General features: G+C 55.0%; 13 protein-coding genes and 1 pseudogene. 11 read left to right on the top strand and 3 right to left on the bottom strand.

Annotated features, from left to right (window positions below; genetic code table 11):
- Window positions 1–189: 189 nt before the first annotated feature.
- Window positions 190–1,569 (bottom strand): APC family permease, encoded by a 1,380-nt coding sequence (locus FYJ62_RS09185; protein ID WP_407657305.1) that lies wholly within the window; start codon window positions 1,567–1,569, stop codon window positions 190–192.
- Window positions 1,570–1,776: 207 nt separating this feature from the next.
- Between FYJ62_RS09185 and uvrC the strand changes: the two genes are divergently transcribed.
- From uvrC to FYJ62_RS09225, 8 genes are all read left to right on the top strand, one after another.
- The gene (gene uvrC / locus FYJ62_RS09190; protein WP_206989104.1) at window positions 1,777–3,579 is read left to right on the top strand and encodes an excinuclease ABC subunit UvrC; all 1,803 of its coding nucleotides are present in this window, start codon (window positions 1,777–1,779) and stop codon (window positions 3,577–3,579) included.
- Between the two features lie 83 nt (window positions 3,580–3,662).
- Entirely contained in the window at window positions 3,663–4,991 is a 1,329-nt protein-coding gene (gene obgE / locus FYJ62_RS09195; protein ID WP_154549388.1) for a GTPase ObgE, read from the top strand.
- A gap of 65 nt (window positions 4,992–5,056) precedes the next feature.
- Window positions 5,057–6,988, top strand: a complete 1,932-nt coding sequence (locus FYJ62_RS09200) for an acyltransferase family protein (RefSeq protein WP_154549389.1) — start codon at window positions 5,057–5,059, stop codon at window positions 6,986–6,988.
- 74 nt (window positions 6,989–7,062) lie between these two features.
- Window positions 7,063–7,992, top strand: a complete 930-nt coding sequence (rnz, locus tag FYJ62_RS09205; RefSeq protein ID WP_154549390.1) for a ribonuclease Z — start codon at window positions 7,063–7,065, stop codon at window positions 7,990–7,992.
- Window positions 7,993–8,001: 9 nt separating this feature from the next.
- The gene (locus FYJ62_RS09210) at window positions 8,002–8,796 is read left to right on the top strand and encodes an SDR family NAD(P)-dependent oxidoreductase (RefSeq protein ID WP_154549391.1); all 795 of its coding nucleotides are present in this window, start codon (window positions 8,002–8,004) and stop codon (window positions 8,794–8,796) included.
- A 114-nt stretch (window positions 8,797–8,910) separates the two neighbouring features.
- Window positions 8,911–9,102 (top strand): 50S ribosomal protein L32, encoded by a 192-nt coding sequence (gene rpmF / locus FYJ62_RS09215; protein WP_154549392.1) that lies wholly within the window; start codon window positions 8,911–8,913, stop codon window positions 9,100–9,102.
- 72 nt (window positions 9,103–9,174) lie between these two features.
- Window positions 9,175–10,737 (top strand): bifunctional metallophosphatase/5'-nucleotidase, encoded by a 1,563-nt coding sequence (locus FYJ62_RS09220; protein ID WP_154549393.1) that lies wholly within the window; start codon window positions 9,175–9,177, stop codon window positions 10,735–10,737.
- A 208-nt stretch (window positions 10,738–10,945) separates the two neighbouring features.
- Window positions 10,946–12,835, top strand: coding sequence for an SNF2-related protein (locus FYJ62_RS09225; RefSeq protein ID WP_154549394.1), 1,890 nt, complete (start codon window positions 10,946–10,948; stop codon window positions 12,833–12,835).
- Window positions 12,836–12,863: 28 nt separating this feature from the next.
- Here the strand turns inward: FYJ62_RS09225 and FYJ62_RS09230 are convergent, their stop codons facing one another.
- Window positions 12,864–13,517: a hypothetical protein gene (locus FYJ62_RS09230; RefSeq protein ID WP_154549395.1), complete on the bottom strand. Its 654-nt coding sequence runs from the start codon at window positions 13,515–13,517 to the stop codon at window positions 12,864–12,866.
- A 171-nt stretch (window positions 13,518–13,688) separates the two neighbouring features.
- Between FYJ62_RS09230 and FYJ62_RS09235 the strand changes: the two genes are divergently transcribed.
- Together FYJ62_RS09235 and FYJ62_RS09240 are read left to right on the top strand one after the other, a co-directional pair.
- The gene (locus FYJ62_RS09235; RefSeq protein ID WP_154549396.1) at window positions 13,689–14,252 is read left to right on the top strand and encodes a TIGR01440 family protein; all 564 of its coding nucleotides are present in this window, start codon (window positions 13,689–13,691) and stop codon (window positions 14,250–14,252) included.
- A gap of 29 nt (window positions 14,253–14,281) precedes the next feature.
- Window positions 14,282–14,554, top strand: coding sequence for a hypothetical protein (locus FYJ62_RS09240; RefSeq protein WP_154549397.1), 273 nt, complete (start codon window positions 14,282–14,284; stop codon window positions 14,552–14,554).
- Window positions 14,555–14,680: 126 nt separating this feature from the next.
- On the opposite strand, the gene proC is transcribed toward FYJ62_RS09240, so the two are convergent.
- Window positions 14,681–15,454 (bottom strand): pyrroline-5-carboxylate reductase, encoded by a 774-nt coding sequence (proC, locus tag FYJ62_RS09245; protein WP_154549398.1) that lies wholly within the window; start codon window positions 15,452–15,454, stop codon window positions 14,681–14,683.
- Window positions 15,455–15,601: 147 nt separating this feature from the next.
- Here proC and FYJ62_RS09250 point away from each other — a divergent pair.
- Window positions 15,602–15,835 (top strand): annotated as a pseudogene (locus FYJ62_RS09250) (RNA-guided endonuclease TnpB family protein); the annotation flags it as partial.

The raw sequence follows: 15,835 nt of genomic DNA on the forward strand, positions 1-15,835 counted from the left end.
ATCAAGACTGAGAGACGTAAGGGTTATGGGTATCCAGATGATGAATACTTCTTTCTGCGATTAATGGAAATATCCCGAAAGGCATCCTAAATCTCACAGCCGTTTACACAAGTTTTTATACTGAACCCTAAAAAATAATGATCTTGTCCAGTATCCGAACAAGATCATTGAAAAGCAGATAAATGTTGGCTACTTTTCCTGCAGCTGGCTGTGCCAGTAGCCGTAGGCAAAGTAGATGAGCAGGCCGATGACGAACCAGATTCCGGCCACAGTCCACATTTCCTTGGACAGGTGGCAGAGCATGAAGATGGAAGCCGCGCCTGACAGAATTGGGACGACTGGATAGCCTGGCACCTTGTAGCCGTCGTTCTTTAAGTCGCTTCTTCTTCTGAGCAGAAGGACGCCAAAGGAAACGAAGGTAAAGGCCAAAAGGGTCCCGAAGTTGACCAGGTTGGCCAGTTGGTTGACGGAGAAAATCCCGCCGGAAACGGCGATGATGGTTCCGACCGTCCAAAGCGCCCGCTGAGGGCTGTTGTGCTTGTCGTCCAGCTTGGCAAAGAAATGGGGCAAAAGGCCATCCCGCGCCATGGCGTAGACCAGACGGGAGCTGGAGTAGATCATGGTGATCATCATCGTTGCCATCCCCAGCAGAATGCCGATTGACAAGAGCTCGGCCAGCCAGTCCTGGTGGACCAGCTGCAGGGCAAAGGCCACCGGGTTGGCCACGTCCAGCTTGGTGTACTTGACCATCCCGGTCAAGACTAAAGCAACCAGCATGTACAAGATGGACACGATGCTCAAGGTGCCGATGATCCCTTTGGGCATGTTTTCCTGGGGGTTCTTGACTTCAGCCGCTGACGCGGAAACCGCGTCAAAGCCCAGGTAGGCAAAGAAGACCGTCGTGGCCCCCTTGATGACCCCGCTCACCTTGTAAGGGAGGAAGGGGTGGTAGTTGGCTGGCTTGATAAAGAAACAGCCGACCACGATGAAAAGAATGACGATCGCTACCTTGACCAGGACGGCCACGTTGTTGATCTTGACCGAGGTCCGCATCCCTCTTGAGAGCAGGAAGCAGACGATCAAGACGGCCGAGATGGCCACGATGTCAAAGTAGACGCCGTGACCCAGGTCCATTGGCCCGGAGATGCTGGCTGGCAAGTGCAGGCCAAAGGGCTTGATAAAGGATTGGAAGTAGCTGGAGAAGCCGGCAGCGCCAGCCGCCACGGCCAGCATGTATTCCAGGATCAGAGCCCAGCCCAGGATCCAGCCGACGATTTCCCCATAGACGATGTTCCCATAGGAGTAGGCTGAACCGGCTACGGGAATGGCTGACGCAAATTCGGCGTAGCACATGGCCGAAAGGATGCAGACCACGGCCGCGAGCAGGAAGGAGAGGGCAATCCCCGGACCGGCCTCAGTAGCTGCGGCCGTCCCTGGCAGGATGAAGATCCCAGTCCCGATGACGGCCCCAATTCCCAGGGCAATCAGGTCTCTGGCCGTCAGCGAGCGCTCAAAGTGCTGGTCTTCGGCCAGCAGGTTTTGGGCATGCTCTTTTCTAAACAGATGCATAGACAATATTTCCACCTTTTCTTAAATAATGATAAAAGATTATAATATTTTATCATTATAACCTTGAAAGCCCTTCCCTGTCAGCAGGAAATCTTGCTTTTCCATAAAAAAAGCCGCTTACAAGAGCGGAAATATGTAAAGTCGTCCAGTTTCATGGTAAAATTGCCTGCGGTGATCATTAAACATTATTAGGAAGGGGAATTTTCCGTGGCTAGCCAATTGATCGAAAACAAGCTCAAGCTCCTGCCAGAAAAGCCGGGCTGCTATTTGATGAAGGACGTCAACGGCGCCGTAATCTACGTGGGCAAGTCCAAGAACCTGAAGAACCGGGTCCGCTCTTATTTCAAGAGCACCCAGGTCGGGCGGCGGGCAGAGCTGGTCAAGAACATTGCCGACTATGACATCATCGTCGTCGGCTCAGATAAGGAAGCCTTTTTGCTGGAAATTACCCTGATCAAGAAGTACCAGCCCTACTATAACGTTGCCCTGAAAAACGGGACGGGCTATCCGTACATCGAAATCACCAATGAACGGGACCCCCAGACCAAGCTGACCTCCATCGTGCGCAAGGACAAGGGATATTATTTTGGCCCTTATCCCAACGTCTACGCCGCCCAGGCGACTTTGAAGTTCATCCAGAAGGTCTTTCCCCTGCGCCACTGCACGGGCTATACGGGCCGGCCATGCCTTTACTACCACATGGGCCAGTGCCTGGGGGCCTGCTGGCGCCAAGTGCCCCAAGCTGAGTATGCGGCCCAGATCAAGAAAATCAAGAAATTTTTGAACGGAGATATCCAAGAGATCAAGAAGAGCCTGACCGAAAAAATGGTCCAGGCCAGCGCCAACTTGGAATTTGAGCGGGCGGCTGAGATCCGCGATCAGATCAAGTATATCGAGGAAACGGTGGAAAAGCAGAAGATCATCTCCAACGACTCCACCCAGCGCGACATTTTCAACTACTATGCCGACCGCTCCTGGATCTCCATCCAGGTCTTCTTCTTGCGCCAGGCCAAGCTGCTCAGGCGTGAATCCCACATGTTTCCTTTGACTGACGAGACGGATCCGGAAGACGAGTTCATGTCCTTTATTGCCCAGTTTTACGGGCAAAAGAACCGGGTCAAGCCCAAAGAGGTTCTAGTGCCCCAGGGCTTGGACAACGCCAGCCTGTCCGCCGCCATCGGCCTTGCCGTCAGAAGCCCGCAAAGGGGGCTGAAGGCGGACTTGATGAAGATGGCCAAAGACAATGCCAAGCTGAAGCTGGACGACAAGTTCCGCTTGCTGGAATTGGGCAACCGCAAGACCAAGGGAGCCCAGGAGGAAATCTTCCAGGCCTTGGGCTTGAAGTACGGTCCCTTCATTGAAAGCTTTGACCACTCCCATATTCAAGGGGCTGACCCCGTGTCCGCCCTGGTCGTCTTTAAGGACGGGGAGCCATATAAGACCGGCTACCGCAAGTACAAGCTAAAGGGCGAGATCGAGCACCAGAATGCGGCCGACGAAGTGGGCAACACCCGCGAGGTCGTCCGCCGCCGCTACTCGCGCCTGCTTAAAGAACACAAGCGTCTGCCGGACCTGATCCTGATGGACGGGGGGCAAATCCAGGTTGAAGCCTGCGAGGACGTCCTCAGAAACGAGCTCAATCTGGACATCCCGGTTGCTGGGATGGTCAAGGACGACAAGCACCGGACCAATCACCTGCTTTACGGGGATCCGTTCAACGGCCAGCCTTTCAAGCTGATCCCGATGGATCCAAAATCCGAGGGCTTCTACCTGATGACCAGAATCCAGGATGAGGTTCACCGCTTCGCGATCACCTTCCACCGGCAGACCCATGCCAAGAACTCCCTGGTCAGCCGGCTGGATTCAATCAAGGGCATTGGGCCCAAGACCCGGACCAAGCTCCTGCGGGAGTTTGGCTCCTTGAAGAAGATCAAGGAAGCCTCAATTGAGGACTTGCGCCAGGCGGGCTTGACCCTGCCGCAAGCGCAGGCGGTCAAAATTTCCCTGTAATTGCCCTTTAGCTAAGGGAAAAAATAGCTTATCATTGTTAATTAGCGATATTACGACACAGAGAAAGAATAGGTAACTAAATTATGCCAACACCATCAACTTTTGTTGATCAAACCAAAATCGAAGTGCAAGCCGGCAAGGGCGGCGATGGCATGGTGGCCTTCCGCCATGAAAAGTTCATGCCTAACGGCGGCCCAGCCGGCGGCGACGGGGGCCGGGGCGGCTCCATCATTTTTGTCGCTGACAGCGGCCTGCGGACCCTGATGGACTTCCGCTACCGGAGAAAGTTCAAGGCCCAGCCGGGCGAAGACGGGCGGATCAAGGCCCAATACGGCAAGGCAGCCAAGGACCTGCGCTTGAAAGTGCCGGTCGGGACCACGGTTTATGACTTTTTCACGGGCGAATTGATCGGCGACTTGGTCAAGCCGGGCCAGGAACTGGTCGTGGCCAAGGGCGGCCGGGGCGGCCGGGGCAACATCCACTTTGCCACCAGCGTCAATACCGCGCCGGAAATTGCTGAAAACGGCGAGCCGGGCGAATTCCGGACCCTGCGCCTGGAATTGAAGGTCCTGGCTGACGTCGGCCTGGTTGGCTTCCCATCAGTTGGCAAGTCAACCTTGCTGTCAGTCGTCACCAAGGCCAAGCCAAAGATCGCGGCCTACCAGTTCACGACCTTGAAGCCAAACCTGGGCATGGTCATCCTGCCAGACGGCCGGGACTTCTCCATGGCCGACCTGCCAGGCCTGATCAAGGGGGCCAGCCAGGGGGTTGGGCTGGGGATTCAGTTCCTGCGCCACGTTGAACGGACCAAGGTCATCCTGCACATGGTCTCCATGGATCCAAACAATGGCCGGGATGCCTTTGAGGACTATGAGACCATCTTGAGCGAATTGGCCCACTACTCAGAAGCCGACCTGTCCAAGAAGCGCGAGCTGATCGTGGCCAGCCAAATGGACATTCCAGGTGCTGACGAGAAGCTGGCCCAGTTCAAGCAGGATTTAGCCGAGCACGGAATCAAGAGCCGGGTCTATGAGCTGTCCTCAGTCACCCACCAGGGGCTGGACCAGCTGATGTCCGCTACGGCCAGCCTGGTTGCCGAAGTAGCCGAGCAGCAGGCTGAGGAAGAGGCCAAGCAGGCAGCAGAAGAGCCAGTCAAGACCAAGACCTACAAGTACCGCAAGCCTGAGAAGCTGTCCTTCAGCATCGAAAGACTGGGCGAACACGAATTTGAAATCCACGGCGAAGAACTGGAGCGCCTGGTTGCCATGACCAATCTGGACCACCAAGACGGAGTAATGCGGCTGGCCCGGAAGCTGAAGAAACTGGGCGTTGACGACGAGCTGCGGGCCAAGGGGGCCGTTGACGGCGATGACGTCTACATTGGGGACTTCAGCTTCGAATTCGTCAGCTGATTGCCAGGATAGAGAAGAAAAGATTATCTAAAATATAGAGAAAGAAACAGCTAAAGGCGATAGAAATGAAAAAAAGGTATATTACTGGCTATGCTGGCCTGCGTGCCTTAGCCGTAATTGGGGTCATCCTGTACCACTTAGACCCCAACCGCTTCGGCGGCGGCTACCTGGGCGTGCCCGTTTTCCTGATCTTGACGGGCTATCTGGTGACTGACCAGATCATGGCCGCGGTCAGGAGGCAGGGCTATTTTGACGTCAAGGCCTTCTACCAGCGACGCTTCAAGCGGATCTATCCACCGCTTTTCGCCGTGTTGTGGGGAACGGCGGCCTATATTGTCCTCTTCCAGAGAAATCTGCTCAGCAAGCTCTGGCAGATCATTCTGACCAACCTGCTGGGCGTCTATAACTGGTGGCAGATCTTCAACGGGCAAAGCTACTTCCAGCGCTTTGCCAACAATGAGTCTCCGTTCACGCACTTGTGGACGATCTCCATTGACTGGCAGTTTTACCTGCTTTGGCCTTTGCTGATGGCGGTCTTGTGCAGCCGCTTCAAAAAGCGGCGGACCATCTTCTGGATTCTGCTCGGCCTGTCGGTTGTCTCTGGCCTGGAAATGGCCCTGCTCTTTAAGCCGGGCGTTGACACCAGCCGGATCTACTACGGGACGGATACCCGCTTCTTCTCCTTGGGCCTGGGGGCCGCCTTGGCCCTCCTCTGGCCCTTTGAGGAGCTGGACGGCCGCTTTGACCAGGCTGATGCCCGCATCTTGAACTGGACCGGGTTTGCGGCTTTGGGCGGAATGCTGGTGTTGATGTTCAGCCCGCTCATGAACGCCCAGACGGCCTTTCCTTACTACGGGGGGATGTTCCTCTTCAGCATTTTGACGACGATCTTCGCCGCGGTAATCGCGGCGCCAGTCGGCATCTGGAACGGCCTGCTGACCAACCCGGTCTTCAACTGGATTGGGTCCAGAAGCTATGAGATCTACCTCTACCAGTTCCCGGTCATGATCTTTTTTGAAGACAAGGTGACCAACCTGGCGGACCATGTCCTGGCCTACCGGCTGACGGAATTGGCCTTGATCATGCTGGTGAGCGAAGCAGCCTTCCGGCTGGTTGAGCGGCCGGCCAAGGATTTTGCCTGGGCCAGCGTGCCTGGGCACTTGAAGGCCATGGTGGACAAGTCCAACAAGAATTACCGCTCCCGCGGCCTGACGGCTTGCTTCACCCTTTGCTTCGTCTTAGGGACAGTCGGCATTCTGGCTTCGCCTTTCGTTAAGGCGGACAATACCAAGGATACCCAGCTCTTTAAGACCATCAACAGCAACTCCAAGAAGCAGGCGGAAATGAACCGCAAGGCAATCGCGGACTTGAAGAAACAGCAGGCCCAAAAAGCGGCTGCCAGCCAGAAGCAAGCCAGTGCCAAGTCTGCTAAAAGCAAGTCCAAGTCAAAGAAGTTTGCCAAGCCGGTCAACCGCGAGTTTGAAAAGTACGGGATTTCTCAAAATGACCTGCAGATCGCACAAAAGCTTGGCGTCACGGCGGTTGGCGACTCCGTAATGGCTTCTTCAAGCGACCTTTTGCACAAATTGATGCCCAACGCCATCATTGACGCGGCTGTCTCCAGACAGGCCGACACGGCGATTTCGCTTTTGCAGGAATATGCCCAAAAGGGCGAGCTCCAGCAAAAGGTCTTGATTGGCCTGGGGACCAACGGTCCTTTCACTGACGGAGAGGTCAAGCAGATCATGCAGATCATTGGCCCTAAGCGCCAGCTGTTCTGGATCAGCGTGCACGTGCCAACCCGCTCTTGGCAAAATCAGGTCAACGACCAGCTCCAGCAGGAGGCCAAGAAATACAAGAACTTCAAGGTCATCGACTGGTACGGGCATTCAGCCAGTCATCCTGACTGGTTCTACGGGGACAAGACCCACCCCAACGATCTGGGGCAAAACTACTACAGTGCCTATGTCGTCAAGCACATCTGCGAAAACGGCTAGGCTGAATTAAAAAGGCAAGCAGCTATCTGACATTTTTGTCGGATAGTTTTTATTAAAAGAAGAATAGGGATTAAATGGAACTTGAATTTTTGGGAACATGCTCGGGCCAGCCTTCAAAGCTGCGCAACGTGTCCAGCCTGGCCTTGAAGCTGCTGGACGAACTGAATGAGATTTGGCTCTTTGACTGCGGGGAAGCGACCCAGCACCAAATCCTGCGGACCAATATCCGCTTGCGCAAAGTGACAAAGATTTTTATTTCGCACAACCACGGCGACCACATCTTTGGTCTGCCGGGCCTCTTGTCGACGCGCTCTTTTCAAGGAGACGTCGGTCCGTTGACCATCTATGGGCCAGCGGGAATCGAGCAGTTCGTGCGGACGGCTTTGCGGATTTCCAAAAGCAAGATCTCCTACCCAATCAAGTTCGTCACTCTTGAAAAAGGCGGCAAGCTCTTCAGCGAGAATGGGTTTGAGGTCTATACCGAAAAACTGGACCACCGCATCGACAGCTGGGGCTTCAGGGTAGTTGAGCCCAGCCGGCCAGGCGAGCTTTTAATGGACAAATTGGCCGAATTTCACGTGCCAAATGGGCCATTGCTTGGTAAACTAAAGAGGGGCGAACAAGTGGCCCTGGCAGATGGAACGGTCTTAAACGGCAAGGACTTCCTGGGTCCGGCCAAGCAGGGACGGGTAGTCACGATTATCTATGATACCCGTTCAACGCCAGCCATCCGCCAGTTGGCCGACCAGGCTGACGTCTTGGTTCACGAGGCGACTTTCGATGCCAGTGAGAGCAAGCTGGCCCGTGAATACTACCACTCAACCTGTGTTCAAGCGGCTGAGACAGCGCGTGCCTGCCAGGTAGGGCAGCTTTACCTGACGCACGTCTCAGCCCGCTATGTGGGACCGCTGGCCAGCCAAATGGTCAGCCAAGCGCGCAAGATCTTCCCAAAGACGACGCTCGCCAAAGATTTAGACTGTTTTGTAATTCCAATGAAAGGTTAGCGAGTAAAAATGAGTGATTCTTTACGCAACAAAGTTGTCGTGGTGACCGGGGCCAGTTCCGGCATTGGCCGGTCCATTGCCCTGGAAAGCGCCGGGAGAGGGGCAACCCTGATCCTCCTGGCCCGCCGCCAGGAGAAGCTGGCCGAGATCGCGGCTGAGGCCAGAGAGCTGTCCGGCTCGGAGGCCTTTGCCTTTGCGACTGACCTGGGGGACGCGGACCAAATCGAGGCCAGCTTCCAGAAAATCGTCAAGTCGGTCAGCCACATTGACTACCTGGTCAACGCGGCTGGCTTTGGGAAATTTGCCAGCTTCATGGACAGCGACATGGCTGACGCGGCCAACATGTTCCAAGTCGACGTCTTGGGCTTGATGTACTTGACGCGCCTGGTTGGCCGGGTGATGATGGACCAGCGAAGCGGCCAGATCGTCAACTTCGGCTCAATCGCCGGCAAGGTGCCGACGGTCAAGTCCGCGGCCTACAGCGCCGCCAAGGCAGCCGTCATCCAGTTCTCCAACGTCTTGCGCCTGGAACTCAAGCCATTTGGAGTCAAGGTGATGACGGTTAACCCAGGCCCGGTCTACACCAACTTCTTCAATGTTGCCGACCAGTCAGGGGAATACCTGAAGAACGTGCAAGAATTCGTTTTGGACCCAGATGACGTGGCCTGGCAGGTGGTTCACTACTTCGGCAGCAACAAGCGCGAGCTCAACCTGCCGCTGAGCCTGGCGGCAGCCGCCAAGCTTTATGGCTTGTTCCCGACGATTGGGGACTATCTTTCCCTGCAATTTGCGTCCCGCAAATAAATCACCCATGTTTTCCTTGATTTATTTGTTTGACAATAGTATTATTTAATTACTTGAGTATTTCAGGTCAAGGACCTGGTACCGTGATTCTACAATAAAGGAGATCAGTTATAAATGGCAGTTCCTGCAAGACATACTTCTAAGCAAAAGAAACGTTCACGTCGCGCTCACTTGAAGCTCAGCGTCCCAGCAATGCACTACGATGCAACTACTGGCGAATACCGCTTGAGCCACCGCGTATCCCCAAAGGGCTACTACAAGGGTCGTCAAGTGTTGAACGAAAACAACGCTAGCGATAACGACTAATCAAAAGACACCTGTATTTCTGGTGTCTTTTTTTATGCAAAAAATTCGAGCAAGGATCGAGGAATAGGGAAAATGAAATTAGTGTTTTTGCACTCTAGCGACACGCACGGCTATCTTTTGCCAACGGACTACCAAAACGATGGCGAATATGACGCGCCATTCGGCTTAAGCCGCGTGGCCAGTGCCATCAAGTCTGAGAAGGCCAAGTGGGGGGAAGACCACGTCATCGTAACTGATGCCGGCGACTGCCTGCAGGGGTCGCCGCTGGCTGCCTATGCTCACGGCTCCAAGAACCTGGACAACCTGGCCCGCTTCACGGCGGCCTACAACGCGGTCGGCTATGACGTCCGTTGCCTGGGCAACCACGACTTCAACTTTGGCCAGGACTACCAAGCCTACTACGTGGACAACAACAAGGCTCCCTTCGTCAACTGCAACATCCTTGACCAAGCGACCCAGGTGCCAAGCCTTGGCCGGGACTACGTGATTCTTGAACGGGACGGCGTCAAGGTCGGCGTCTTGGGAATTACGACCCAGTACATCCCCCACTGGGAAGCAGCTGACCGGATCAAGGGCCTGGATTTCAAGTCGGCTTTTGACCAGATCAAGCGTTTTGCCAAGATCATCAAGCCCCAGGTTGATCTCTTGGCCGTCCTTTACCACGGCGGCTTTGAAAGCGACTTGGAGACGGGCAAGGCAACTGAGCCGCACAACGGGGAAAACGAAGGCTACCGGATCCTGACTGAGATTCCGGAGGTGGACGTCATGCTGACAGGCCACCAGCACCGGCGCCTGAACGTGATCAAGGACGGCAAGCCATGCGTGCAGCCAGGCTACCGGGGCGAAGCCATTGCCGAGGTCGTCTTCGACCTGGACAAGACCGCTGATGGGGTCAAGATCAACAGCGTGGACAGCAAACTGATCGATACCAAGGACTATGAATCAGACCCAGAGATCGTCAAGATCGTCAAGCCGCTGGACCAGGCCACCCAAGCCTGGCTGGACCAGCCAATCGCCCAGCTGGACGAGCCGGCGCCAATTGCCGACGCCAACAAGGGGAGAATCGAAGGAGCGCCCTTCATCAACCTCCTCCAGCAGATGCAGCTCTACTTTACTGATGCTGACGTCTCAGCCACGGCCGTCATGAACGACCGGGCCAAGGGCTTTGGCAAGACGGTGACGATGCGGGATATCCTGCTCAACTATCCATATGCCAACCAATTGGTTCGGGTCAAGCTGACCGGCAAGCAGCTGCGCCATATCGTGGAGCATACCGCGACCTTCCTGCGCAAGGATGCAGACGGGTCAATCCACTTTATCGACCGCTACATCAAGCCAAAGCCGGAGCTGTATCATTTTGACGTCTTCTACCCGCTGGAATACGAGGCCGATCTCTCCAAGCCAGAAGGCCAGCGCCTGACCAAGCTGCTCTTGCATGGCCAGCCGCTGGATGACGACAAGGTCTACCACCTGGCCGTCAACAACTACCGGGCCAACGGCGGCGGCTTTTATCCAGAATACAGCATGGACAAGATCGAATTTACCTTGGACAAGGACTACGTGCAGATGTTCAGCGAATACCTGACCCATGGTCCAATTCACGTGGATACCAAGAAGTACTACCGCTTCTATTAATTTAAAAAGGCCAGAATCGTAAGTTAAGACATTAACTTGGGAAAGGCCTTAGGACGCTCATCTAATTTAGATGAGCGTTTTTTGATTTGGGCAATCGAATGTGGTAAAAACACGGCAGGGCACTGGTTTTTGGGTCTGCTTGCCAGCTTTGATATACTTAAATGGAAGCATTATTTTGACAAAAAATCAGGACTGAAAGGAGCAAGCAATGACGAAGATCAGACCAGGAGAGAGCGTCAAGGTCCACGGGCGGGTGGTCAAGAGCCATCTGGCCAATTTCGTCATGGGCGAGGAGCTGGCCCGGCTGCAGGCTTTGGAAAAACAGCAGGGTTTGCCGGTCCATGCCCGCCCTTATGCCTTTTTGACGATCAGCCAGGCTTTCGTGCTGGCCAAGGGGGCAGAGCAGACGGCCGGCGAGGCCGCGGTCAGGACCCTTTTTCGTCCTGATCCCCAGGACTTGCAGGCTGGGAACTTCTTTACGGGCGAGGCCAATGCCGGCATCTTGCCCTGGGTCGCCAAAAACGAGGGCAGACGCTTGAAGCAGCTCTTTGGCCAAGGAGAAATCAAGGCCGGAAGCGAGGTCACCTTGAACCTGACGACGACGGAAAAAGGCTTCAACTTGACCGGGGTGGTGCTGGAGCAGGCTGATCAGCCCGCCCAAGCCGCCTTTCAGCCTAAGCCGGTCGACGTCAAGATGCTGGTCAATGACACGGAGATCCCGCTGCACGACTACCAGGTCTACGCGATGAACTTCATCATTGAGCACCCGTATTGCGGGATCTTTTTGGACATCGGCTTAGGGAAGACCTTGACCACGCTGGCGGCCTTGCAGGAGCTGCGGCAAAAGGGGATGTCCGGCCACATCCTGGTCATCGCGCCCAAAGCCATCGCCCGCTCGACCTGGCAGGATGAGCTTGCCAAGTGGCAACTGCCTTTTAAGACCCAGTCCTTCGTGGTTGATGAGCAAGGCCGCAACCTGACTCCGAAAAAGCGCGGCGAGCTCTACCAGGACGCGGTCAAAAAGGCCATGAAGAAGGATTGGCAGATGTACTTCATCAACCGGGAAATGGTCGTCAACCTGGTTGAGAACTGTCCTTGGGTCTTCAAGACCGTCGTCATCGATGAGTCCCAGTCCTTTAAGTCGCCCACCGCCAAAAGGTTTAAGGCGCTGCGGCGGGTGCGGCCCAAGATTGACCGGATCATTGAGCTGACGGGCACCCCGGCGCCAAACTCGCTTGAAGACCTGTGGTCGCAGATCTACCTGCTGGACCAGGGCCAGCGGCTGGAAAAATCGATCACCGCCTACCGGGAAAAGTATTTTAAGCCGGGGATGATCGTGAACAATCACCCAGTGCAATGGAAGATCATACCGGGTAGCGAGCAGGAGATCTACCGGAAGATCGACGACATCGTCATCTCTATGAAGAACTCGACTATCAAGCTGCCGCCGCTGACCCAAGTGGAAGACACGGTCGAAATGCCGCCGCGGGCCCGGAAGGTCTACCAGGAACTGAAAGAAGACCAGCTGGTCCAATTGACGGGCGGGCAGGAGATCACGGCTGAGAACGCTGCCGTGCTGGCTGGCCGCCTGCTGCAATTGGCGACCGGGGCCATTTATGAAGAGGATGGGGTCAATTACGACACGATTTTTGACGAAAAACTGGCGCGTTGCTTCTATATCACGAGCAACACGCCTTCGCCATGCCTGGTGGCCTATCATTTCAAGTCGGATGCCAAGCGCCTGCTGGCTTATTATGCCAAAAATGACCAGGAGGCGGTCGTGTTTGACGGCAGTCCGGCCATGGTCAGAAAATGGAATGCCGGCAAGCTTCCGGTCATGCTGGTCCAGCCGGCCAGCGCGGGGGCGGGATTGAACCTGCAAGAGGGCGGTCATACATTGGTCTGGTTTACCCTGCCTTGGAGTTTGGAGCAGTACCAGCAGATGAACGGCCGCCTTTACCGGCAGGGACAAAAAAAGCCCGTCATCATCCACCATTTGCTGACTAAGGGCACGATTGACCGGCACGTCCTTGACAGTCTCCGTCATAAGGACATGTCGCAAAAAGCGCTCTTGGCCGCGGTCAAGCGGACGATTTAGGCTTTTGAACTGGATTGATTTGCTTGTTTCAGCTCTTTTTGAAGAAGAAGCTGGTCAGCCAGGCGGGATCCTTTTTCAAGCGCCAGTAAGCGTAAAGGCTGAAGAGGGCGCTGCCGGCAGCATCAGCAAAGAGGTCACCCATAGTGTCCATCAAGGCTGCCCGTCCGGGTAGGTCCCGGCCCTTGGCGGCGTAGCGCTGCAGGTTCATGGCAAAGAAGCTGTCGACGCTGAATTCATAGAATTCCCATAAGACCCCGCAGAAGACGGCAAAGGCGATCCCATAGAGGCAGAGAAAGGCGGGCGAGAGGCGGCCGGGCTGCTTCTGCAAAAGACCCAGGACGGCAAAGCCCAAGCCCAGCAAGAGGGCGCCGCTGATCAGGTGGAGGAACTTGTCCCAGTAGGGGATGTAGTAGAAGCGGTAGGCGTCTCCCAGGTAGATGGCACAGTAGATGAAGGCCATAAAGAAGAAATAGAGGAAGGTCGGCAGCTGGAAGCGGAAGATCCGGCTTAAGAAGGCCGGAACGAGCACCAGCAAGAGGCCGGCGGCCACTTCCGCGGCGACCAGGCTGTACTTGCCCTGGTGACCGATCAAGATCTTCCAGGCTGTGCTGCATAAGGAGATGGCCATTGAGGCCACCACGAAGTAAAAAGTGATTCTGACAAAAGTTCGGTCTTTTTGCATTGTTTACTCCAAAGATTGATCTTTTTTTCGTGATGTTTGCCCCTGATTTTAGCATTTTTCGCGGGAGCAGGCGGGGAAAATGCTAAATTGCCCGCATTTATCCGACTTTTTGCTGATTTGTATTAGAATAAAGACACGGAAACAATTTTATCTTTGAATGGAGGCTTATGTATGGATTTAAATGAAATTTCCAAGCAAGCGGAAAAAGCCACCCGGGAAATCGTTGAAGCTTCCCGGATCAAGGCGGGCCAAATGTTTGTCGTTGGCTGCTCATCCAGCGAGGTATTGGGGGAGACGATCGGGACCAATACCAGCACGGACGTGGCAGAAGCCTTGTATAACGGCATCAGCAAGGTGCTTGACGCCAAGGGCATCTACCTGGCGGCGCAGTGCTGCGAGCACTTGAACCGGGCTTTGGTCGTCAAGCGGGCAGCCATGGAAAAGTATGACCTGGAGCAGGTCAACGCCATTCCCCAGCCCAACCACGCTGGCGGGGCTTTCGCGACCGTAGCCTACCAGAAGATGGCTGACGCGGTCTTGGTTGAGGACATTCATGCCCGCGCTGAAGCCGGAATCGACATTGGCGGGACTTTGATCGGGATGCACATTCACCCGGTCGTCGTGCCGCTGCGGATCTCCATGGACAAGATTGGCGAGGCAAACATCATCTGTGCCCGCCGCCGGCCAAAGTACGTTGGCGGCAAGCGGGCCATTTACGACGAGCGCTTGATGTAGCGCTTTGATAGTGAGGCAGGATTCATCGCATGAAAAAATGGTACGAGAAATACCGCAAGCAGGGCAGGTACCTGCTGCTGGGCATCCTGGCCCTGGTCACCCTGGCCGCGCCTTGGAGCAAAAAGGCGGAACTGGGCGATCTGCTGGTCATTCCCTGGCTGCTCATCCTGTTTGAAGAGGCCAACTACTACCTGGCCAAGAAGTACCGGCCGCTGGCGGCAATCCTGCTGGCCTGCCTGCTGGACTTTTTAGCTGCAGCCTTGTATCTGGCCTACAATTTCTGGATCAGCGGCATCCGCTGAATGAGACCATAGCAAAAGAGCTCCAGCATCTAGCTGGAGCTCTTTTTGCGCGTATATTGGTGTATGTTTGATTGTGAACGTAGATGATCGATAGATCTTGTTTTTTCTTTGATACGCCTGTTTATTTTAACCCAATTCCTGGTTTCTCTTCAAGGCGCTGTTGATGGCATCGATCGTGGCGTAGCGGAAGCCGTCTCTTTCAAGGGCAACCACGCCGGCGATCGTTGAGCCGCCTGGTGAGGTGACGGCGTCGCGGAGCTGGGCGGGGTGCTGGCCGGTGGACAAGACCATCTTGGCGCTGCCAAGAACGGTTTGCGCGGCCATTTCGATGGCATCCTGGCGGCTGAGGCCGTTTTGCACGCCGGCATCACCCATGGCTTCGATGAACTGGTAGACGAAGGCTGGTCCGCAGCCGGCCACGGCTGTAGCCGCGTCCATCAGGCTTTCAGGAATTTCCACGACTTGGCCTGACTTGGCCAGCAGCCGCTTGAACAGGTCACGGCCTTCAGCGCTCTTGGCCGTGAAGCTGGTCATCCCTTCGCCAATGGCGACCGGGGTGTTGGGCATCATGCGGACCAGGTCATGGCCTGGCAAAAGCTGGGCCAGGTCACTCAAAGCCACGCCAGTGGCCATGGAGATCCAGAGGGCATGATTGTCGACAGCGCTACCCAAGTCGCTGATGACCGCGCCAACTTGATAAGGCTTGACGCCCAAAAAGACCACGTCGCTCTTGGCGGCGACTTCCTGATTGCTGGCCAGCTCGCCGCCAATTTCTTTCTGCAGCTTGCCGGCCTTGACCGGGTTGTGGCTTGACAAAAGCAGGTCCACGCCGTCAACCTTGGCTACGGCCTTGGCGATCGCGCCGCCCATGTTACCTAATCCAATAAAACCAACTTTCATAGAATATGTGGCGCGCGGAAACCTTCGATTTCAATCGAGGGGGGAGCGCGCCTTTCTCCTTTCTAAATTCTTTAGATAATTAGTATTCCAGTGGCCGTTTTCACCAGTTTGGTATTATAATATATTTAGTGAAAAGAGGCATGACCAATGGAAATTTCTTTGACCATTAAAACTCACATCAAAGCGCCTAGCTCTGATGCCGCTAAAGCCTTAGCAGACAGCATGGAAATTTACAGACAGGGATGCAACTTCGCATCCCAATATGTTTTTGAGCATGACTTTGAACTCCGCCAGGCAAAGCTGAACAAAGCACTCTACTCCGACTTGCGACAGAAGTTCAGCCTCAGATCCCAAATGGCTCAGTCTGTTTTGAAGACCGTT

The sequence above is a fragment of the Lactobacillus porci genome, from assembly GCF_009695985.1.
GTDB lineage: Bacteria > Bacillota > Bacilli > Lactobacillales > Lactobacillaceae > Lactobacillus > Lactobacillus absianus.

Excerpts from the sequence above, each read along its gene's own strand:
- FYJ62_RS09185 (WP_407657305.1), bottom strand. The coding sequence starts at position 1,569 with ATGCATCTGTTTAGAAAAGAGCATGCCCAAAACCTGCTGGCCGAAGAC.
- obgE (WP_154549388.1), top strand. The coding sequence starts at position 3,663 with ATGCCAACACCATCAACTTTTGTTGATCAAACCAAAATCGAAGTGCAA.
- FYJ62_RS09200 (WP_154549389.1), top strand. The coding sequence starts at position 5,057 with ATGAAAAAAAGGTATATTACTGGCTATGCTGGCCTGCGTGCCTTAGCC.
- rnz (WP_154549390.1), top strand. The coding sequence starts at position 7,063 with ATGGAACTTGAATTTTTGGGAACATGCTCGGGCCAGCCTTCAAAGCTG.
- FYJ62_RS09210 (WP_154549391.1), top strand. The coding sequence starts at position 8,002 with ATGAGTGATTCTTTACGCAACAAAGTTGTCGTGGTGACCGGGGCCAGT.
- rpmF (WP_154549392.1), top strand. The coding sequence starts at position 8,911 with ATGGCAGTTCCTGCAAGACATACTTCTAAGCAAAAGAAACGTTCACGT.
- FYJ62_RS09220 (WP_154549393.1), top strand. The coding sequence starts at position 9,175 with ATGAAATTAGTGTTTTTGCACTCTAGCGACACGCACGGCTATCTTTTG.
- FYJ62_RS09225 (WP_154549394.1), top strand. The coding sequence starts at position 10,946 with ATGACGAAGATCAGACCAGGAGAGAGCGTCAAGGTCCACGGGCGGGTG.
- FYJ62_RS09230 (WP_154549395.1), bottom strand. The coding sequence starts at position 13,517 with ATGCAAAAAGACCGAACTTTTGTCAGAATCACTTTTTACTTCGTGGTG.
- FYJ62_RS09235 (WP_154549396.1), top strand. The coding sequence starts at position 13,689 with ATGGATTTAAATGAAATTTCCAAGCAAGCGGAAAAAGCCACCCGGGAA.
- FYJ62_RS09240 (WP_154549397.1), top strand. The coding sequence starts at position 14,282 with ATGAAAAAATGGTACGAGAAATACCGCAAGCAGGGCAGGTACCTGCTG.
- proC (WP_154549398.1), bottom strand. The coding sequence starts at position 15,454 with ATGAAAGTTGGTTTTATTGGATTAGGTAACATGGGCGGCGCGATCGCC.